Source organism: Pseudomonas bharatica, assembly GCF_048586865.1.
Classification (GTDB): Bacteria; Pseudomonadota; Gammaproteobacteria; order Pseudomonadales; family Pseudomonadaceae; genus Aquipseudomonas; species Aquipseudomonas bharatica.
On record NZ_JBMAWR010000006.1, the window covers coordinates 63020 to 83299 of the forward strand.

Below are 20280 nucleotides of genomic sequence, written 5' to 3' on the forward strand. Positions count from 1 at the left end.
AGACCCTGTGGGAGCGGGTTTACCCGCGATTGCGTCGGTGAATTCACTATCGTAATCGCGGGTGAACCCGCTCCCACAAAGTTCGCGGCGCCTTGATGTCACTCGCCTTCGTGGGTCAACTCAAGAACCCGGTCCACCAGCTTGTTGATGCCGCTCGCCGCGTCGCTGATCGACTGCGCCAGCATGTAGGCCGGGGTGCTGACCAGCTTGCGCTGGGTGTCTTCGACGATGTCGTGGACATCGCATTCTTCATGGGTGCCGCCCATCTTGACGATGGCCGCGCTGGTATCGGCGTCGTTGCCGATGGTGCAGACCACGCCAGGCCCATAGATCTTCGCCGCCAGTGCCGGCGAGATGCAGATCAGGCCCACCGGTTTGCCCGCCTCGGCGAAGGCTTCGGCCAGGGCCAGTACATCCGGGTGAACGCTGCAGCCGGGGCCATCGATGGCGAAGCTGGACAGGTTTTTCGCCGCGCCAAACCCGCCGGGCACGATCAGCGCGTCGAAGTCGTTGACGTCCGCCTCGCCCAGGTCCTTGATCTCGCCGCGGGCAATGCGCGCCGACTCGACCAGCACATTGCGCGTTTCGGGCATTTCTTCGCCAGTCAGGTGGTTGATCACATGCATCTGCGCGATGTTCGGCGCGAAGCACTGTACCTGGGCGCCACGCTGGTCGAGACGCAGCAGGGTGATCACGCTTTCGTGGATTTCCGCGCCGTCGTAGACGCCGCAGCCCGACAGAATCACAGCAACTTTTTTGGTCATGCTTTCTACTCCCGTTTCAAGGCGCTAAATGTCGTCTAATTTGGCAGTTGTCGCCATAGGGATAAGTGGATCGTAGGCCTAATCTTGATCCATCGCCTGAAAATGGACCTGCCATGGACTTCATCCTGCTCGCCGTGCCGTTTTTCTTCGTGTTGATAGCGGTCGAGCTGCTCGCCGATCGCTGGCGCGGCATGCGCAACTATCGTCTGGCCGATACCGTCAACAGCCTGAGTGCGGGGGTACTGTCCACCACCTTCGGCTTGCTGACCAAGGGCGTCGGCCTGGTGACCTACGCCATTGCGGTAGAACACCTGGCCCTTTTCGAATTGCCGTCCGAGGCCTGGTGGGTATGGGTGATCGCCTTCGTTGCCTATGACTTCTGCTATTACTGGCTGCACCGCTTCGGGCATGAGCGCAACATCCTGTGGGCAGCGCACTCGGTGCATCACCAGAGCGAGGAGTACAACCTTTCCACGGCGCTGCGCCAAACCAGCACGGGCTTCCTGTTGTCGTGGGTGTTCTATCTGCCGCTGGCGGTGCTCGGCGTGCCGCTGCTGGTGTTCATCAGCGTCGGCGCGTTGAACCTGCTGTACCAGTTCTGGGTTCATACGCGGCACATCCCCAGGCTTGGCTGGTACGAGTGGATCTTCGTCACGCCCTCCAACCATCGCGTCCACCATGCACAGAATCCTTTGTATTTGGATCGCAACTACGGTGGTGTGTTCATTCTCTGGGACCGCCTGTTCGGCACCTTTCAGCCAGAGGATGATGCAGAACCGGTGATCTTCGGCGTGACCACGCCGCTGGCGAGCTGGAATCCGCTGTGGGCCAACCTGCAGTTCTACGCGCAGCTGTGGAACGATGCGCGCCGCGCCTCGCGCTGGCAGGACAAGCTGCGCATCTGGTTCATGCCCACCGGCTGGCGACCGGGGGATGTGGCGCAACGTTATCCACAGGCTGGGCAGGACCTGGCGAATTTCCGGAAATTCGAGGTGCCCCTGGCCTGGTCGCGACAGCTCTATATAGTGCTGCAGTTCGTTGTGTACGTGGCGCTGGGCAGCTATCTGATGAACGCGGGCCCGCATCTGTCGCTTCCCGCATTGTGGCTGGGCGCGCTGGTGATCGGGTTTGGGTTGTTCGTGCTGGGGACGGCATTGGAGAACCGTCCCTGGGCGCTGAAGCTGGAAGTGCTGCGCCTGGCGCTGAACCTGCCGGCCTACGCGCTGGCCGGGTGGGCCGGTCTAGCGCCGGTCACCGTCCTGGGATGGGTCGTTCTGCTCGCCTACGGGCTGCTCAGCCTGCTGGGCCTGCGCTTGCTGTTTGGCGATGCGCGCAGCCTTGAAGCGTCGGCGCAACCACAGCAGGCCGCCCAGCACCAGCAGACCGCCAAGCACCCATAGCTCGTACTTTTTCACATTGCCCAGCAGCCCTTCGAGGATCGCGCCGAAGTGGTAGGCGGCTGCGCCAAGGGCCAGGGCCCAGATGGCTGCGCCGATGCCATTGAGCAGCAGGTAGCGGCGCGGTGGATAACCGGACAGGCCGATGGCCACCGGCATCACCGTGCGCAGGCCGTAGACGAAGCGGAAACTCAGCACCCAGATGTCGGGATGGCGGCGCACATGCTCCAGTGCGCGGTCGCCCATCATTTGCCAGCGTGGTTTGCGCGCCAGCAGTTTGCGTCCATGGCGACGCCCCATGAAGTACCAGAGCTGGTCGCCGGCGTAGCTGCCGAAGAAGGCCACCAGCACCACCAGGTTGATATCCATGTATCCGCGGAACGCCAGGAATCCGGCCAGCACCAGGATGGTCTCGCCTTCAAAGAACGTACCTAGAAAAAGGGCAAAGTAGCCAAAATCTTGCAGGAATTGTTGGAGCATTTTCTGGATGCTGGCGAAATGAACGCGCAGCCTACCCCTTCATGGCCTTCGGGGAAAGTGTCCAAATGTGTCTCGACGTGAACAATTCCTACAAGGGACAATGACTGCGTCTGTAGGTCGCAGGGTTGTCCCCGCCTGTCACACAAGCGTCATAATGGCCGCTTATAACTGTCGCGCCCGCCTGTCCATGCGGGCTCAGGAGTCTGCCGTGAGCTTTACCCCTGCCAATCGCCTGTTTCCCGCTACCCGCCTGCGTCGCAATCGCCGCGACGATTTTTCCCGTCGCCTGGTTCGTGAGAATGTTCTGACAGTCGATGACCTGATCCTGCCGGTCTTCGTTCTCGATGGTGAGAACCGTCGCGAGGAAGTCGCGTCCATGCCGGGCGTCGAGCGCTTGAGCATCGACCTGCTGCTGGAAGCGGCGGCCGAATGGGTCGAACTGGGCATTCCGGCCCTGGCCCTGTTCCCGGTAACCCCTGCCGAGAAGAAATCCCTCGATGGTGCCGAAGCCTGGAACCCCGAGGGCATTGCCCAGCGCGCTACCCGTGCGCTGCGCGCGCGTTTCCCGGAGTTGGGGGTGATCACCGACGTCGCTCTCGACCCGTTCACCACCCACGGCCAGGACGGCATCCTCGATGAAGAGGGTTACGTCCAGAACGACATCACCGTCGATGTCCTGGTCCGCCAGGCGCTGTCCCATGCCGACGCCGGCGCCCAGGTGGTCGCGCCGTCGGACATGATGGACGGTCGCATCCAGGCGATCCGCGAGGCCCTGGAAGTGGCCGGCCATGTCAACGTGCGCATCATGGCCTACTCGGCCAAGTACGCTAGCGCCTATTATGGTCCGTTCCGCGATGCGGTCGGTTCGGCGCTCAACCTGGGCAAGGCCAACAAGGCCTCCTACCAGATGGACCCGGCCAATACCAACGAGGCGCTGCATGAAGTGGCGGCCGACCTCAGCGAAGGCGCCGATATGGTCATGGTCAAGCCAGGCATGCCGTATCTGGATATCCTTCAGCGGGTCAAGGACGAGTTCAAGGTGCCGACCTTCGTTTACCAGGTCAGCGGCGAATACGCGATGCACATGGCGGCGATCCAGAATGGCTGGCTGTCCGAGGGCGTCATTCTCGAATCGCTCACCGCCTTCAAGCGCGCGGGTGCCGACGGCATTCTCACGTATTTCGCTGTGCGCGCCGCACAATTGATGAGAGGGCAGTAACGCCCTTCAGGAACGCAATATGAATAACGAAGCACTGATCGAAGCTGCGGTTAAGGACATCAAGGATGTGAAGGAAGGGCCGGTCATTCCCGAGCCGATGCTGGAAACCCCGCCGGAGCCCGCTGCGGTTCCGGTCGTCTCCGCGGAAACGGCGGCCGCTGCGCCGGTGCCGGCCGTGGCGATCCCGGGCCTGGACGACAGCAGTCTTTATATCCATCGCGAGCTGTCGCAGCTGCAGTTCAACATCCGGGTGCTGGAACAGGCGCTGGATGAGTCCTACCCCTTGCTGGAGCGGCTGAAATTCCTGCTGATCTTCTCCAGCAACCTGGACGAGTTCTTCGAAATTCGTGTTGCGGGCCTGAAGAAACAGATCACCTTCGCCCGCGAACAGGCCGGCGCCGACGGCCTGCAGCCGCACCAGGCGCTGGCGCGGATCAGCGACCTGGTGCACAGCGAAGTTCAGCGCCAGTACGCCATCCTCAACGATGTGTTGCTGCCGGAACTGGAAAAGCACCAGATTCGCTTTATCCGTCGCCGGCACTGGACCGCCAAGCTGAAGACCTGGGTGCGCCGCTTCTTCCGCGACGAGATCGCGCCGATCATCACGCCGATCGGCCTGGATCCGACCCACCCGTTCCCGCTGCTGGTGAACAAGAGCCTGAACTTCATCGTCGAGCTGGAAGGTGTCGATGCCTTCGGCCGCGATTCCGGGCTGGCGATCATCCCGGCGCCGCGCCTGCTGCCGCGGATCATCCGTGTGCCCGAGGAGGTCGGCGGCCCTGGCGACAACTATGTATTCCTCTCGTCGATGATCCATGCGCACGCCGACGACCTGTTCCAGGGCATGAAGGTCAAGGGCTGCTACCAGTTCCGCCTGACCCGTAACGCCGACCTGGCACTGGATTCCGAAGACGTGGAAGACCTGGCCCGCGCGCTGCGCGGCGAGCTGTTCTCCCGTCGCTACGGTGATGCGGTGCGTCTGGAAGTCGCCGACACCTGCCCGAAACACCTGTCCGACTATCTGCTCAAACAGTTCAGCCTGAGCGAGAGCGAGCTGTACCAAGTGAACGGCCCGGTCAACCTGACCCGCCTGTTCAGCATCACTGGCCTGGACAGCCACCCGGAGCTGCAATACACACCGTTCACGCCGGCGATTCCCAAGCTGCTGCAGAACAGCGAGAACATCTTCAGCGTGGTGGGCAAGCAGGACATCCTGCTGATGCACCCGTTCGAATCGTTCACACCGGTGGTGGACATGTTGCGCCAGGCCGCCAAGGACCCCCACGTTCTTGCCGTGCGCCAGACCCTGTACCGCAGCGGCGCCAACTCGGAAATCGTCGATGCCCTGGTGGACGCCGCGCGTAACGGCAAGGAAGTCACTGCGGTCATCGAACTGCGCGCGCGCTTCGACGAAGAGTCCAACCTGCAGATGGCCAGCCGTCTGCAAGCCGCTGGTGCCGTGGTGATCTATGGCGTGGTCGGGTTCAAGACCCACGCCAAGATGATGCTGATCCTGCGTCGCGAAGCCGGCGAGATCGTCCGCTACGCGCACCTGGGCACCGGTAACTACCACGCCGGCAATGCGCGCTTGTACACCGACTACAGCCTGCTGACCTCCGACGACGCCCTGTGCGAAGACGTCGGCAAGCTGTTCAGCCAGTTGATCGGCATGGGCAAGACCCTGCGCATGAAGAAGCTGCTGCATGCGCCCTTCACCCTGAAGAAGGGCATGCTCGACATGATTGCCCGGGAGACCCAGTTCGCCCTGGACGGCAAGCCGGCGCACATCATTGCCAAGTTCAACTCGCTGACCGATCCGAAGATCATCCGCGCGCTGTACAAGGCCAGCCAGTCCGGTGTGCGCATCGACCTGGTAGTGCGCGGCATGTGCTGCCTGCGTCCGGGTATCGCCGGGGTTTCGCACAACATCCATGTGCGTTCGATCATCGGCCGCTTCCTCGAGCACACGCGGGTGTTCTACTTCCTCAATGGCGGCGACGAGCAGATTTTCCTGTCGAGTGCCGACTGGATGGAGCGCAACCTCGACAAGCGCGTCGAGACCTGCTTCCCGGTGGAAGGCAAGAAATTGCTGCTGCGGGTGAAGAAGGAGCTGGAAGGGTACCTGACCGACAATACCCACGCCTGGATCCTGCAACCGGACGGGCGCTACGTACGCAGCTCGCCGACCGGCAACCAGAACCCGCGCAGTGCCCAGGCGACCCTGCTGGAGCGCCTGAGCAACCCGGTCCTCAGCGTACGCTGAGGACGAAGCCTACCCGGGTCAGCCACTCGGCTTCCTGCTCGAAGTCGGCCCGGGTCAGCTGGTTCTCCTGCAGCCAGCCATCGGGGAAGGCCACGTCCAGGCTGTTTTCGTTGGCTTGCAACTGCACCTTCGGCATTTGCTGGTTGCCGCGGATGTGGTGGAAGAGGATGGCGAAGCGCAGCAGCACGCACAGGCGGATCAGCTTGGTGCCTTCGTCGCCGAACTCGGCGAACTTGTCCCTGGGGATGTTGCGGCGATGGCCGCGTACCAGCAGGGCCAGCATTTGCTGGTCTTCGCGAGAGAAGCCGGCCAGGTCGGAGTGTTCGATCAGGTAGGCGCCGTGCTTGTGGTAGTGATAGTGGGCGATGTCCAGCCCCACTTCGTGCACCTTGGCCGCCCAGCCCAGCAGTTCGCGCCAGATTCCTTCTTCAAGATCCCACGCCTTGGCCACCTGGTCGAAGGCATGCAGCGCCTTGCGCTCGACCCGCGCGGCCTGGCCCTGGTCGACGTGATAGCGCTCCATCAGCGAGGTGAGGGTGCGCTCGCGCACGTCCTCATGGTGATGGCGACCGAGCAGGTCGTACAGCACGCCTTCGCGCAGGGCGCCGTCGCAATGGTCCATGCGTTGCAGTTCGAGGGCGTCGAAGATGGCCTCGAGGATCGCCAGGCCCGCCGGGAAGATCGTCCGGCGATCGGGCTTGACCCCCTCGAAGTCGATCCTGTCGGTCTCGCCCAGTTTGAACAGCTTGCGCTTGAGCCAGGCCAGGCCTTCGGCGTTGACTTCGCCGCTGCCCAGGCCAGCCGCCTTGATCGCCGAGCCGATGGCGCGGATGGTGCCGGAGGAACCGATGGCTTCGTCCCAGCCCAGGCGGTGCAGTGCGCCTTCGATGCTCATCAGTTCCAGGCGTGCTGCGGTATAGGCCTGGGCGTAGCGCGCCGGGGTGATCTTGCCGTCGCGGAAATAACGCTGGGTGAAGCTGACGCAGCCCATCTGCAGGCTTTCGCGCAGCAGCGGTTCGAAACGCTGGCCGATGATGAATTCGGTGCTGCCGCCGCCGATATCGGCGACCAGGCGCTTGCCCGGCGTATCGGCGAGGGTATGGGAAACGCCCAGGTAAATGAGGCGGGCTTCCTCGCGACCGGAAATCACTTCCACCGGGTGGCCGAGGATTTCTTCGGCGCGGCGGATGAATTCGCCGCGGTTGCGCGCTTCGCGCAGGGCGTTGGTGCCGACGATGCGCACCGAGCCCTGCGGCATGCCGTTGATCAGTTGGGAAAAGCGCTTCAGGCAGTCGAGGCCGCGCTGCATGGACTCTTCGCTGAGATGGCGTTCTTCATTGATACCGGCCGCCAGTTGGACCTTCTCGCCATTGCGCTCCAGAATGCGGATCTCGCTGTGATGGGCCTTGGCTACAACCATATGGAAACTGTTGGAGCCCAGGTCGATGGCGGCGATCAGGGAAAGGTTCTTGGCGGAGGAGTGGGGCATGGTAGTGGCTTCTCGGTCGTTAACCCGGCAATCCTGCCACGATAGACGTCATACGCCAACGCGCGGCAATCCTGGGCTTGATATGGCGCAGTTTCGCGTAGGAATTGTGTCTTTTGTGTGACAGTCGATTCGGCAAATCATCAACTATCATAGTTAGACTCAATCGATTGCGACTTCCTGTCGGCTGGCAGGGCGGCTATGATGAGCGACGTTTTTTTGCTTCCGAACTTGGAGATTTCCATGAGCGATCTTATCAAACATGTCACCGACGCCTCTTTCGAGGTCGACGTGCTGAAGGCCGAAGGCCCTGTACTGGTGGACTACTGGGCTGAATGGTGCGGTCCTTGCAAAATGATCGCTCCTGTTCTGGACGAGATCGCCGAGACCTACGCGGGCAAGCTGACCGTCGCCAAGCTGAACATCGACGAAAACGCCGAAACCCCGGGCAAGCACGGCGTTCGTGGTATCCCGACCCTGATGCTGTTCAAGAACGGCAATGTCGAGGCTACCAAGGTCGGCGCGCTGTCCAAGTCGCAGCTGGCAGCCTTCCTCGACGCCAATCTCTGAGCCTCGAAAAAGCCCCGCATTCGTCGGGGCTTTTCTCTTTCTGGTGACTAGACGCCAGAAAAAGCAGGTGTTACATTCGGCCTCGCACTGACTCTCCAGTGCCCCCTGCACGCCCGTCGCCGCATTCCAATTCGAATTCAGTACGCGATCATTCGCCTCCCGCGGCGCGGCTTCATTAAGCCAGATGCTTAATCTCTCCTTTCTTACATGATTACTCCATTCCCCTTATGAACCTGACTGAACTCAAGCAAAAGCCGATTACCGATCTGCTCGAAATGGCCGAACAGATGGGCATAGAAAATATGGCCCGTTCGCGCAAGCAGGATGTGATTTTCTCCCTGCTGAAAAAGCACGCGAAAAGCGGCGAGGAAATCTCCGGTGACGGCGTGCTGGAGATTCTCCAGGACGGTTTCGGCTTCCTGCGTTCGGCGGACTCCTCCTACCTGGCCGGCCCTGACGACATCTATGTCTCGCCCAGCCAGATCCGTCGTTTCAACCTGCGCACCGGCGACACCATCGTCGGCAAGATCCGGCCGCCGAAAGAGGGCGAGCGTTACTTCGCGCTGCTGAAGGTCGACACCATCAACTTCGACCGTCCGGAAAACGCGAAGAACAAGATCCTGTTCGAAAACCTGACGCCGCTGTTCCCCAACGAGCGCCTGAAGATGGAAGCCGGCAACGGTTCCACCGAAGACCTCACCGGCCGCGTGATCGACCTCTGCGCCCCGATCGGCAAGGGCCAGCGCGGCCTGATCGTCGCCCCGCCGAAAGCGGGCAAGACCATCATGCTGCAGAACATCGCGGCGAACATCACCCGCAACAATCCCGAGTGCCACCTGATCGTCCTGCTGATCGACGAGCGCCCGGAAGAAGTGACCGAGATGCAGCGCACCGTGCGCGGCGAAGTGGTCGCCTCGACCTTCGACGAGCCGCCGACCCGTCACGTGCAAGTGGCCGAAATGGTCATCGAGAAGGCCAAGCGCCTGGTCGAGCACAAGAAGGACGTGGTCATCCTGCTCGACTCCATCACCCGCCTGGCCCGCGCCTACAACACCGTGATCCCGAGCTCCGGCAAGGTCCTGACCGGTGGTGTCGACGCCCACGCCCTGGAGAAGCCGAAGCGCTTCTTCGGTGCCGCGCGTAATATCGAGGAAGGCGGCTCGCTGACCATCATCGCCACCGCGCTGGTCGAAACCGGCTCGAAGATGGACGAAGTGATCTACGAGGAGTTCAAGGGTACCGGCAACATGGAACTGCCCCTGGACCGTCGCATCGCCGAGAAGCGTGTGTTCCCGGCCATCAACATCAACCGTTCGGGTACCCGCCGCGAAGAGCTGCTGACCGCCGACGACGAACTGCAGCGCATGTGGATCCTGCGCAAGCTGCTGCACCCGATGGACGAGATCGCCGCCATCGAGTTCCTGGTCGACAAGCTCAAGCAGACCAAGACCAACGACGAGTTCTTCCTGTCGATGAAGCGCAAGTAAGCACTCGCTGTATGCAAGAGCCGGGGAAACCCGGCTTTTTGCTATCTGTCATAAACGCTATTCTGACCGGCTCGGATCGACGTTACACTGCCCACCCCGACCGATACGGCCAATACGAGGCTCACGCATGCAGTATCGCGATTTGCGCGACTTTATCCGTGGCCTGGAGCAGCGCTCTGAACTCAAGCGCATCCAGGTCCCCATTTCGCCGGTCCTGGAAATGACTGAAGTCTGCGACCGCACGCTGCGGGCCAAGGGGCCGGCACTGTTGTTCGAACGTCCCACCGGTTACGACATCCCCGTGCTGGGCAACCTGTTCGGTACTCCGGAACGGGTGGCCATGGGCATGGGTGCCGAGTCGGTCAGCGAATTGCGCGAGATCGGCAAGCTGCTGGCTTTCCTCAAGGAGCCAGAGCCGCCGAAAGGCTTGAAGGACGCCTGGTCGAAACTGCCGATCTTCAAGAAGGTCGTGTCCATGGCGCCGAAGGTGGTCAAGGATGCGCCCTGCCACGAAGTGGTTATCGAAGGCGACGACGTCGACCTGGGCATGCTGCCGATCCAGCATTGCTGGCCGGGCGACGTAGCGCCGCTGATCACCTGGGGCCTGACCGTCACCCGCGGACCGAACAAGGAGCGCCAGAACCTCGGCATCTACCGCCAGCAGGTGATTGGCCGCAACAAGGTGATCATGCGCTGGCTGAGCCACCGTGGCGGCGCCCTCGACTACCGCGAGTGGTGCGAGAAGAACCCCGGCAAGCCGTTCCCGGTGGCCGTGGCCCTGGGTGCCGACCCGGCGACCATCCTCGGCGCCGTCACCCCGGTACCCGACACCCTTTCCGAATACGCCTTCGCCGGCCTGCTGCGCGGCAACCGTACCGAGCTGGTGAAATGCCGCGGCAGCGACCTGCAGGTTCCGGCCACTGCCGAGATCATCCTCGAAGGCGTGATCCATCCGGGCGAAACCGCGCCGGAAGGCCCGTATGGCGACCACACCGGCTACTACAACGAAGTCGACAGCTTCCCGGTGTTCACCATCGAGCGCATCACCCACCGCACCAAGCCGATCTACCACAGCACCTACACCGGCCGGCCGCCGGATGAGCCGGCGATCCTCGGTGTGGCGCTGAACGAGGTGTTCGTGCCGATCCTGCAGAAGCAGTTCCCCGAGATCACCGACTTCTACCTGCCGCCCGAAGGCTGCTCGTACCGCATGGCGGTGGTGACCATGAAGAAGCAGTACCCGGGCCACGCCAAGCGCGTAATGCTGGGGGTGTGGTCGTTCCTGCGACAGTTCATGTACACCAAGTTCGTTATCGTCACCGACGACGATGTCAATGCGCGGGACTGGAACGACGTGATCTGGGCCATCACCACGCGCATGGACCCCAAGCGCGATACGGTGATGATCGACAACACCCCGATCGACTACCTGGACTTCGCCTCGCCGGTCTCGGGCCTCGGCTCGAAGATGGGCCTGGATGCCACCAACAAGTGGCCGGGTGAAACCAGCCGCGAATGGGGCCGGGTCATCGTCAAGGACGAAGCCGTGACCAAGCGGATCGATGAATTGTGGAACCAGTTGGGAATAGATTGATGCAGGTGACCTTGCAGCCGTCCGGGGCGGTGATGACCGTCACCCCCGGCGAGAGGATTCTGGAAGCGGCGCAGCGCCTGGGTTACGACTGCCCGCAGAGCTGTCGCAACGGCAACTGCCATGTTTGCGCCGCCTTGCTGGTGGAGGGTCGCGTGCGCCAGAACGGCGAGGTGCGCGATCACGGTGAGCTGTTCACCTGCATCGCCGAGCCGCTGGAAGACTGCGTGCTGCTCTGGGATGGCGTGCTCGCCCTCGGTGAGCTGCCGGTGCGCAAGCTGGCCTGCCAGCTCAGTGAATGTGCGCCGGTTGGCGGCGATGTCTATCGCGTCCGTCTGCGCGCGCCGGCCGGCAAGCCGCCGCGCTACCACGCCGGGCAATACCTGATGATCGAGCGCGACGGCGGGGACAAGGCGGCCTTTTCCCTGGCTTCGGCGCCGCACAGCGGCCGCGATCTCGAATTGCATGTGCTGGCCCGCGAGAAAAGCGCGGTAGACCTGGTCGCCCAGTTGCAGCGCAACGGCATGGCCCGGATCGAGATGCCCTTCGGCGATACCCACCTGGCCGAACTGCCCGATGGTCCGCTGGTGCTGATCGCCGCCGGCACCGGCATGGCGCAGATGCACAGCCTGATCGAGCACTGTCGGGTGCAGGGGTTCGCGCATCCGGTGCATCTGTACTGGGGCGTGCGCCGGCCCGAGGACTTCTACGAGATCGAGGCGTGGGCGCAGTGGCAGCAACTGCCCAACCTGTTCCTGCACCAGGTGGTCAGCGATCAGTGCGGCTGGACAGGGCGCTGCGGCCTGTTGCATGAGGCGGTCTGCGAGGATATCGACGACCTGTCGCCGGTCCATGTCTATGCCAGTGGTTCGCCGAACATGGTCTATGCAACCCTCGACGCCCTGGTCGAAGCCGGCATGGACGCGCACCAGATGCGTGCCGATGTATTCGCTTATGCCCCTCGGGGGTAACTTCGGTAATAAGGCGCGTTGCAATGGCGCGCCTGAGGTAAATAACCAACTGCGCAAGTAAAGCTTATAAGGACGGGCATTTATTCAGTGTTGCGCGCAACGTGAAAAACTATCGCTACACTTGCAAAAGTACAGTCGAATATTCCGAAATGCCCGAATTCACGGGCTCTGAGCGCAACGGGGCTTGTTAACGCACCGCTATCTGCCGTACGGTAAGTGTTCAACGAGAGTGTTGGCTTTATAGTGAGGTACTTCGGTATTTCACGAGGATCTTTGGCGGCGGCTATGTCGGTACTTGAACCTGCACCTTTCCCCCAGGCGTATCCCCCGGTGCTGGATTTCGGACAGCAATTGTCCCGGGAACAACTTCTTGAATCGGTCGAAAAGACCATGGCCTTGCATCATGGCGGGCCGGTCTGGCTGTTCGCCTACGGTTCGTTGATCTGGCGTCCGGAATGCCAATCGACCGAGCGGCGCCGTGGGCGCGTGCATGGCTATCACCGCGGGCTGTACCTCTGGTCCCACGAGCATCGCGGCACACCGGAGTGCCCGGGGCTGGTGTTCGGGCTCGACCGAGGCGGTTCGTGCAGCGGTTTCGCCTATCGCCTGCCCGAAGAAACCTTGCAGGACTCGCTGCTGGCGCTGTGGCAGCGGGAGATGCCATACCCGGCCTACAAGCCGCATTGGCTCAACTGCCGGCTGGATGACGGCAGCAAGGTCCAGGCCCTGGGCTTCGTGCTGGAGCGGCACCTGCCTTGCTATGCGGGGAACCTGCCGGACAGCCTGCTCACGCACATCCTCGCCAGCGCCAAGGGGCGCTACGGCACCACCCGGGAGTATGTGGAGCAAACCCTGGAAGCGTTGCGCAGCCATGCGATGCCGGACCGCAACCTTGAGGCGCGGTACCGGCGCTGTCATTCCCAGCAGGAGCGTTAAAGTCGAGCGCGGACCCTGTGGGAGCGGGTTCATCGGAGCGCCGAACCGCCGCGATTGCTATGGTGACTTCACTATCGCAATCTCGGTTAAACCCGCTCCCACAAGGTCCGCGTCGTCTTAACGGACTTTGATTACCAACTTGCCCACCGCCTTGCGGCTAGCCAGTTGCTCGATCGCTTCCCCGGCCTCCGCCAGTGGATAGGTCTTCGACACCAGCGGTTTCAGCTTCCCTTCGGCAAACCAGGTGAACAACTGCTGGAAGTTCGCCGCATTGTCCGCCGGCTGGCGCTGGGCGAACGATCCCCAGAACACGCCAAGCACCGCGCCGCCCTTGAGCAGCACCAGGTTCACCGGCAACTCGGGAATCCGCCCGCTGGCAAAGCCCACCACCAGCAGCCGTCCGTTCCACGCCAGGCCACGCACGGCCTGGTCGAACAGGTCGCCGCCGACCGGGTCGTAGATCACATCGACGCCCTTGCCGGCGGTCAGGCGCTTGATTTCGTCCTTGAGGCTGGCCTGGCTGTAGTCGATCAGCTCATCCGCCCCGGCGGCCCTGGCGGTCTCCAGCTTGTCCGCGCTGCTGGCGGCCGCGATTACCCGCGCGCCCATGGCCTTGCCGATTTCCACCGCCGCCAGCCCGACACCGCCCGAGGCGCCCAGCACCAGCAGGGTCTCGCCCGGCTGCAATTGGCCACGCTGGCGCAAGGCGTGCATCGACGTGCCGTAGGTCATGCCGAAGGCCGATGCGGTGACGAAGTCCATGCCTTCGGGAATCGGCATCACGTTATAGGCCGGCACCGCCACCTGCTCGGCGAAACTGCCCCAGCCGGTCAGGGCCATGACCCGGTCGCCGGCCTTGAAGCCGCCAGCGCTTTCCCCGGCTGCGCTGACCACCCCTGCCGCTTCGCCACCAGGCGAAAACGGCAGGGGCGGCTTGAACTGGTACTTGCCTTCGATGATCAGGGTGTCAGGGAAATTGACGCTGGCTGCGTGCACGTCCAGGAGGATCTCGTTCTTCTTCGGTGCCGGGCTGGCGACCTCTTCCAGCACCAGGTCGCTGGCCGGACCATGGGCTTTGCACAACAAGGCTTTCATCGGGGCTATTCCTTTGCGAGGGGTGGCCGATAAGTGTAGGTAGGCGAGGGGCCGGGTCAACGAGCATGGCCTGGCCTGAATAGGCCGGCATAAGCCAGCCCGGGCTTGGGTTTGCCAGGCGCGCTGGGTATGCTGGCGACCCATTGTTTCGAGGAGCGAGTTCGTGAAAGCGTGGATCCTGGTGGTACTGGCACTGATGCTGCCAGCAGCGGCAATGGCCGAAGAAGAGAAGGAAGGCGCGGCGCCCAAGGTGTCCTATGTCAGTCTGAACCCGCCATTCGTCGGCAACTACGCCCTCGACGGCAGCCCGCGCCTGCGGGTGTACAAGGCCGACGTGGCGCTCAAGGTCACCGGCGACGCCGATGCTGCCGCGGTCAAGCACCACGAGCCGCTGATCCGCAACCAGCTGGTGGCGCTGTTCACCCAGCAGCCGCTGGATGCCATGAGCAATGTCGAGGCCAAGGAAAAGCTGCGCCAGGAAGCCCTCAAGCAGGTCCAGCAGGTGCTGGAAAACGAAGAAGGCCGCCCGGTCGTCGAAGACCTGCTGTTCAACAACCTGATCGTCCAGTAGTCACGAGGCCAGGCTGCGGCGAAAGCGCGCCAGGGCGATCGCGAAGAACGCCAGGCCGATCGCCGCCAGGGCCAGCAGGTCCGGCCAGACCACGTTGACTCCGGCGTCGCGGAACAGGATGGCGGCGCCGAGGCTGACGAAGTGGGTCGAAGGCGATAGCTGCATCACCCATTGCAACCATTGCGGCATGCTGTCCAGCGGCGTGCTGCCCCCCGAGAGCAGCAGCATCGGGATGATCACCGGAATCGCCAGCAGGCCGAACTGCGGTGTCGAACGTGCCAGGGTCGCGAGGAAGATCCCCAGCGCGGTGCTGGCGAACAGATACAGTGCGGTCACTCCGAGAAACAGCCCCAGCGAGCCCGCCAGCGGCACGCCCAAAGCCCACTTCACGATCACTTCCAGCGACACCCAGGTGCACAGCACGACCACCAGCGCGTTGCTGGCGATTTTCGCCAGCATGATTTCCACTGCCGTCAGCGGCAGCACCAGCAGGTGATCGAGAGTGCCGTGCTCGCGTTCGCGCAGCAGCGCGGTGCCGGTCAGGACGATGGCAAGGATGGTGATGTTGTTGATGATCTGGATCACCGCGAGGAACCAGCCGCCCTCCAGGTTGGGATTGAACAGCGCCCGCGGTTCCAGCTGGATCGGCGGGCGATTGGCGGCGTTGGCGTAGTCGAGCAGCTCGCGTTCGAAGATCCGTGCAATGTAGCCCGCGCCCATGAACGCCTGGCTCATTGCCGTGGCGTCGACATTGATCTGGATTTCCGGGGAGCGCCCGGCCAGCAGGTCGGTATGGAAATTCACCGGGATATTGATGACGAAGGTGAACAGGCCGTGGTCCAGGCTGCGGTCCATCTGCTCGTAGGCGAGCGGCACCGCCGCCTGGAACTCCGGTGGTTGCAGGGCTTCGGCGAGCTTGCGCGAGACCAGGCTGCGGTCCTCGTCGACCACCGCGACACTGGCGTTATGCACACCGATCACCGAGCCCGCCGCCGGCATGTAGATGGCCACGCTGAAGGCGTAGAGCAGGAACAGCAGCAGGACGCTGTCGTGGCGCAGGCTGGTCAGTTCCTTCAGGCCCAGGCGCAGAATATGGGCGAGACGCTGCATCAGGCCTCCTGTTTCTTCAACATGACCAGGCTCAACCCGGTGAACGCGGCGAAAAAGCCCAGCAGCGCGAGGCACTGCGGCCACAGCTCGCGCAGGTCGAGGGCCTTGGTGAAGGTGCCGACGGCGATGTCGAGGAAGTAGCCCGCCGGGAACAACTGGCCCATCAGCGCCGCCGAGCCGTCGAGGGACGAGCGCGGCACGATCAGCCCGGAAAACTGGATGGTTGGCAGGCTGGTGAGGATCATGGTGCCGAGGATGGCCGCGATCTGGGTGCGGGTGAAGGCGGAAATCAGCAGGCCGAGGCTGGTGGTCGCCAGCAGGTACAGCACGCCGCCGCAGGCCAGGGCCAGGGCGCTGCCCTTGAACGGTACGCCGAACAGCCAGCGGTTCATTGCCACCAGCAAGGCCAGGTTGACCAGGCTCACCGCCAGGTACGGCACCTGTTTGCCGAGAAGAAATTCCAGGCGGGTCAGGGGCGTGGCGTAGAAGTTGGTGATCGAGCCCAGTTCTTTCTCCCGGACGATGCCCAGTGCGGTGAGCATCGCCGGGATGAAGGCGAGGATCAGCGCCATCACGCCCGGGCCGATGGCGTTCACGCTGACCACGTCCTGGTTGTAGCGGAACCGGGTTTCCAGTTTTACCGCCGCCTGGCGCGGTTGCGCCGGGCTGCTCAGGGCCGCCAGTTGCTCGAGGTTGGCCTGGTGCACTGCCTCGACATAGTTACGGCTGGTTTCGGCGCGGAACGGCATGCCGCCGTCGAGCCAGGCAGCGACCACTGGTTGGCGCCCGGCCATCAGGTCGCGCCCGAAACCGGGCGGGATTTCCAGGGCCAGCTTGATCTCCGAACGTTGCAAGCGCTGGTGCAACTGCTGCGGGTCGCGGATGGGCGGTTGTTCGGCGAAGTAGCGCGAGCCGCGGAAGGCTTCCAGATAGGCCCGGCTTTGCGGGCTCTGGTCCTGGTCGTAGACGGCGAACGCGAGGTTCTCCACATCCAGTGAGATGCCGAGGCCGAAGATGACCATCATGAACAGCGCACCGGCCAGGGCGAAGGCCAGGCGCACCTTGTCGCGCAGCAGCTCCTTGCCCTCGCGGCTGGCCACCGCGACCAGCCGGGTCAGGCTGAAGCCGCGACGTGGTGGCGGACTGGCCGGGCCGGCAGGGTTGTCCAGATTGGCCTGCGGTGTATCCGGCGCGCCACCCTGGGCCTGTTCCAGGCAGGTGACGAAGGCGTCCTCCAGCGTCTCGCCGCCGTACCGTACCTGCAGCGCTGCTGGCGTGTCGCAGGCCAGCACCGTGCCGGCGTGCATCAGCGAAATGCGATCGCAGCGCAAGGCTTCGTTCATGAAGTGGGTGGACAGGAAGATGGTGACGCCCTGCTCGCGTGACAGCTCGACAAGCAAACGCCAGAAGTCGTCGCGGGCGGCGGGATCGACGCCCGAGGTCGGTTCGTCGAGGATCAGCACTTCCGGGCGATGCAGCACCGCCACGGCCAGCGACAGGCGTTGCCGCAGGCCCAGCGGCAGGGCGCCGGACTGCTGGTCGGCCACCTCGCCAAGGTCGAAGCGCTCGATCAGTTCGGCGATCCGTGGGGTGCTGTCGGCCTTGTCCAGGTCGAACAGGCGGGCGTGCAGCTCGAGGTTCTGGCGCACGCTGAGCTCGCCGTACAGCGAGAAACTCTGCGACATGAAGCCGACCCGCTTGCGCGTGGCCAGGTCCCTGGCGTCCACCGGCCTGCCGAGCAGGGTGGCGCTGCCTTCGCTGGCCGGCATCAGGCCGGTGAGCACCTTCATGGTGGTGGTCTTGCCGCAACCGTTGGACCCGAGGAAACCGAAGATCTCGCCGCGACCGATGGCGAAGCTCACCTTGTTCACTGCGGTGAAGTCTCCGAAGCGCAAGGTCAGTTCATGGGCCTCGATGGCGATGCTGTCGTCCTGGCTGTCCCGGGGTGGAATCCGCAAGGGCTCGGCGTCGTGCCGACGATCACCCTGGAAATGGGTGAAGGCTTCGTCCAGCTTGCCGCCCGGGGTGACGCTGGCCAGTTCGCTGCTCAGGCCGGCGGCGATCAACCGGCCGCGGTCGAGCATCAGGCAGTGTTCGAACTGCTCGGCTTCCTCCATGTAGGCCGTCGCCACCAGCAGCGTCAGCTGCGGCCGCTGCTGGCGCACACGCTCCACCAGCTCCCAGAAACGCCGCCGTGACAGCGGATCGACACCCGTGGTGGGTTCGTCGAGGATCAGCAGGTCCGGCTCGTGGATCAGCGCGCAGCACAGGCCGAGCTTCTGCTTCATGCCACCGGACAGCTTGCCCGCTGGGCGCTCGGCGAAGCGGGCGAGGTCGGTGGCTTCGAGCAGGGTCTGCATGCGCGCATCGCATTCGCTGCGGGACAGGCCGAACAGGGTGGCGAAAAAGCGGATGTTCTCGCTGATCGACAGGTCCGGGTACAGGTTGCCGCCCAGGCCCTGGGGCATGAAGGCGATCAGCGGGTACAGGCTGGCGCGGTGCGAGCGCTTGCGGATCGGCCCGCCGAGGACGTCCAGTTCGCCCTGCTGCAGGCGCTTTACCCCGGCGATCAGGCCGAGCAAGGTCGATTTGCCGGCGCCGTCCGGGCCGATCAGCCCGCAGCGGGTGCCGGCGGGCAGGTCAAAGGTGATGTCGCGCAGGGCTTGCAGCGCGCCGTAGCGGTGATCGATCCCGCTCGCCCGCAGCGCCAGGGCGCTCATTGCAGGTTGGCCGGCCAGTCCACGGAGGTGGTGCGCACGTAGCCGGCCCCGGGCATGCCGGGCTTGGCCTGGGGCACCGCGTCGGGTGTGGTCAGGCGCAGTTTCACCCGGAACACCAGCTTCTGCCGCTCGTCACGGGTTTCCACCTGTTTGGGGGTGAACTGCGCCTTGGCCGCGACGAAGGCAATCTTCGCCGGCAGAGCCTGGTCGGGAAGGGCGTCGAGGACGATGCGGGCCTCGTCGCCGACCGTCAGGCGGCCGGTGGTCGATGCGGGCAGATACAGGTTCATGTACTGGTCGCCGGGGTCGATCAGCAGCAGTACGCGACCGCCGGCACCCAGCACTTCGCCCGGCTCGGCCAGGCGCAGCTGGATCACGCCGTCGAGCGGCGCGCGCAGGCTGCTGTCGTCGATCTCGCTGGTCAGTTGGGCGACCTGGGCCTCGGCCGCACCGATCGCCGCCTTGATCGCCGCCAACTGTGCACGGGCGGCGACCACTGCAGAATTGCTGGTGTCGAAGCGCGCCTGTTGCTGATCGAGCAACTGTTGGCTGGCGTACTTGCGCTGGAACAGTTCCTTGATCCGCTTCAGTTCCTGGCTGGCCAGCAACTGTTCGCTCTGGCGCAGTTGCACGGTGGCCTGGGCGGCGGCGAAGTTTTCCCGGGCCCGCAGGACTTCGGCCTCGGCCTGGCTGCGCTGGGCTTCGAGGGTACGGGTATCGATGCGGGCAAGGAGCTGGCCGCGGACGACCTTGTCGCCTTCGTCGACCAGCACTTCGGCAAGGCGCCCGGGGATTTTGCTGGCGATCTGCACCTCGGTGGCTTCGAGTCGCCCGTTGCCCATGGCCAGGCCCTCGGGCAGGCGGTCATGCAGGGATTTCCAGTAGCCCAGGCCTCCGGCCGCCAGCAGCAGCGCGATCAGTGCGCCGGCGAAGATCCTGGGTGTATGTTGGCTCATCGACATGGTTTCGCATCCTGCTTACGTACGCGTCAGAGTGTGACGGACCACCTGCCCTGGTGGGTTGATTCGCGTCAAATGAGTCCCGATCCTACCTCGTTCAACGAAGATTGAGTATTGCCGCCCACTGCTCCGTTGTGACCGGCATCACAGACAGGCGACTGCCCTTCTGCACCAGCGGCAGCTCGGCCAGGGCGGCCTGCTGCTTGAGGTAGCCAAGGCCCAGGACCTTGCGGAAGGTTTCCACATGGGCCACATCCACTGCGCTCCAGGGGTTTTTCTCGGCGCTGGCCTTGGCGTCGTGGTAGTGGCTCTGCGGGTCCAGTGCGGTCGGATCCGGATAGGCGCTGGCGCTGATCCGGGCGATGCCGGCGATCCCCGGCTCGGGGCAGCTGGAATGATAGAAAAAGAACTGGTCACCGACCGCCATCGCGCGCAGGAAATTGCGCGCCTGGTAATTGCGCACGCCGTCCCAGCGTGCCTCGCCAAGACGCGCCAGGTCCTCGATGGACAGCTCGTCGGGTTCGGATTTCATCAGCCAATACGCCATGGATTCGCTACCTGTTTTGCTTTGAAACAACCTGTTGCATCAAACCGACGACTGGTTGACGTCAAGGTTTGCGTGCAGACGCGCGTTGTCGGAAAATGCGCCAAATTTTTTCAG

The 20280-nt window shown here is 63.6% G+C and carries 16 protein-coding genes and 1 pseudogene; 9 read left to right on the top strand and 8 right to left on the bottom strand.

The window, feature by feature from the left end; all coding sequences use genetic code 11:
• Window positions 1-98: 98 nt before the first annotated feature.
• Entirely contained in the window at window positions 99-764 is a 666-nt protein-coding gene (gene elbB, locus ACKLLE_RS09595; protein ID WP_420057763.1) for an isoprenoid biosynthesis glyoxalase ElbB, read from the bottom strand.
• Window positions 765-955: 191 nt separating this feature from the next.
• On the opposite strand from elbB, the pseudogene ACKLLE_RS09600 reads away from it, so the two are divergent.
• Window positions 956-1504, top strand: a pseudogene (locus ACKLLE_RS09600) (sterol desaturase family protein); the annotation flags it as partial.
• Window positions 1505-2005: 501 nt separating this feature from the next.
• On the opposite strand, the gene ACKLLE_RS09605 reads toward ACKLLE_RS09600, so the two are convergent.
• The gene (locus tag ACKLLE_RS09605) at window positions 2006-2641 is read right to left on the bottom strand and encodes a DedA family protein (RefSeq protein WP_081263055.1); all 636 of its coding nucleotides are present in this window, start codon (window positions 2639-2641) and stop codon (window positions 2006-2008) included.
• A 208-nt stretch (window positions 2642-2849) separates the two neighbouring features.
• Here ACKLLE_RS09605 and hemB point away from each other — a divergent pair, with 208 nt between their 5' ends.
• Window positions 2850-3860, top strand: a complete 1011-nt coding sequence (gene hemB / locus ACKLLE_RS09610) for a porphobilinogen synthase (RefSeq protein WP_420057765.1) — start codon at window positions 2850-2852, stop codon at window positions 3858-3860.
• A 97-nt stretch (window positions 3861-3957) separates the two neighbouring features.
• On the top strand, window positions 3958-6123 hold the full coding sequence (ppk1, locus tag ACKLLE_RS09615; protein ID WP_420057867.1) for a polyphosphate kinase 1: 2166 nt from the start codon (window positions 3958-3960) through the stop codon (window positions 6121-6123).
• On the opposite strand, the gene ppx is transcribed toward ppk1, so the two are convergent.
• A complete protein-coding gene (gene ppx / locus ACKLLE_RS09620) occupies window positions 6110-7612 on the bottom strand; it encodes an exopolyphosphatase (protein ID WP_064301101.1) in 1503 nt (500 codons plus the stop codon). The genes ppk1 and ppx overlap by 14 nt on opposite strands.
• A gap of 240 nt (window positions 7613-7852) precedes the next feature.
• Between ppx and trxA the strand changes: the two genes are divergently transcribed.
• The 5 genes from trxA (at window position 7853) to ACKLLE_RS09645 (ending at window position 13164) form a co-directional block, all read left to right on the top strand.
• Complete coding sequence (trxA, locus tag ACKLLE_RS09625) at window positions 7853-8179, top strand: thioredoxin TrxA (protein ID WP_064301237.1); 327 nt, start codon at window positions 7853-7855, stop codon at window positions 8177-8179.
• A 227-nt stretch (window positions 8180-8406) separates the two neighbouring features.
• Window positions 8407-9666 (top strand): transcription termination factor Rho, encoded by a 1260-nt coding sequence (rho, locus tag ACKLLE_RS09630; RefSeq protein WP_009395654.1) that lies wholly within the window; start codon window positions 8407-8409, stop codon window positions 9664-9666.
• Between the two features lie 127 nt (window positions 9667-9793).
• On the top strand, window positions 9794-11260 hold the full coding sequence (gene ubiD, locus ACKLLE_RS09635; protein ID WP_009395653.1) for a 4-hydroxy-3-polyprenylbenzoate decarboxylase: 1467 nt from the start codon (window positions 9794-9796) through the stop codon (window positions 11258-11260).
• Entirely contained in the window at window positions 11260-12228 is a 969-nt protein-coding gene (locus ACKLLE_RS09640; protein WP_064301103.1) for a CDP-6-deoxy-delta-3,4-glucoseen reductase, read from the top strand. Before ubiD ends, ACKLLE_RS09640 begins: the two co-directional genes overlap by 1 nt.
• Before the next feature lie 285 nt (window positions 12229-12513).
• A complete protein-coding gene (locus ACKLLE_RS09645) occupies window positions 12514-13164 on the top strand; it encodes a gamma-glutamylcyclotransferase (protein ID WP_420057766.1) in 651 nt (216 codons plus the stop codon).
• 117 nt (window positions 13165-13281) lie between these two features.
• Here ACKLLE_RS09645 and ACKLLE_RS09650 read toward each other — a convergent pair whose 3' ends face one another.
• On the bottom strand, window positions 13282-14259 hold the full coding sequence (locus ACKLLE_RS09650) for an NADPH:quinone oxidoreductase family protein (RefSeq protein ID WP_064301105.1): 978 nt from the start codon (window positions 14257-14259) through the stop codon (window positions 13282-13284).
• Between the two features lie 163 nt (window positions 14260-14422).
• Here ACKLLE_RS09650 and ACKLLE_RS09655 point away from each other — a divergent pair, with 163 nt between their 5' ends.
• The gene (locus ACKLLE_RS09655) at window positions 14423-14830 is read left to right on the top strand and encodes a flagellar basal body-associated protein FliL (RefSeq protein ID WP_009395646.1); all 408 of its coding nucleotides are present in this window, start codon (window positions 14423-14425) and stop codon (window positions 14828-14830) included.
• On the opposite strand, the gene ACKLLE_RS09660 is transcribed toward ACKLLE_RS09655, so the two are convergent.
• The 4 genes from ACKLLE_RS09660 to ACKLLE_RS09675 form a co-directional block, all read right to left on the bottom strand.
• Window positions 14831-15940 carry an ABC transporter permease gene (locus tag ACKLLE_RS09660; RefSeq protein WP_420057768.1) on the bottom strand — a complete coding sequence of 370 codons (1110 nt, stop codon included), beginning with the start codon at window positions 15938-15940 and terminating at the stop codon, window positions 14831-14833.
• Window positions 15940-18660 (bottom strand): ribosome-associated ATPase/putative transporter RbbA, encoded by a 2721-nt coding sequence (rbbA, locus tag ACKLLE_RS09665; RefSeq protein WP_420057770.1) that lies wholly within the window; start codon window positions 18658-18660, stop codon window positions 15940-15942. The genes ACKLLE_RS09660 and rbbA overlap by 1 nt, the downstream gene beginning before the upstream one ends.
• Window positions 18657-19616: an HlyD family secretion protein gene (locus ACKLLE_RS09670; protein WP_080604712.1), complete on the bottom strand. Its 960-nt coding sequence runs from the start codon at window positions 19614-19616 to the stop codon at window positions 18657-18659. Before ACKLLE_RS09670 ends, rbbA begins: the two co-directional genes overlap by 4 nt.
• 100 nt (window positions 19617-19716) lie before the next feature.
• Entirely contained in the window at window positions 19717-20166 is a 450-nt protein-coding gene (locus ACKLLE_RS09675; RefSeq protein ID WP_420057772.1) for an EVE domain-containing protein, read from the bottom strand.
• Window positions 20167-20280 lie beyond the last annotated feature (114 nt).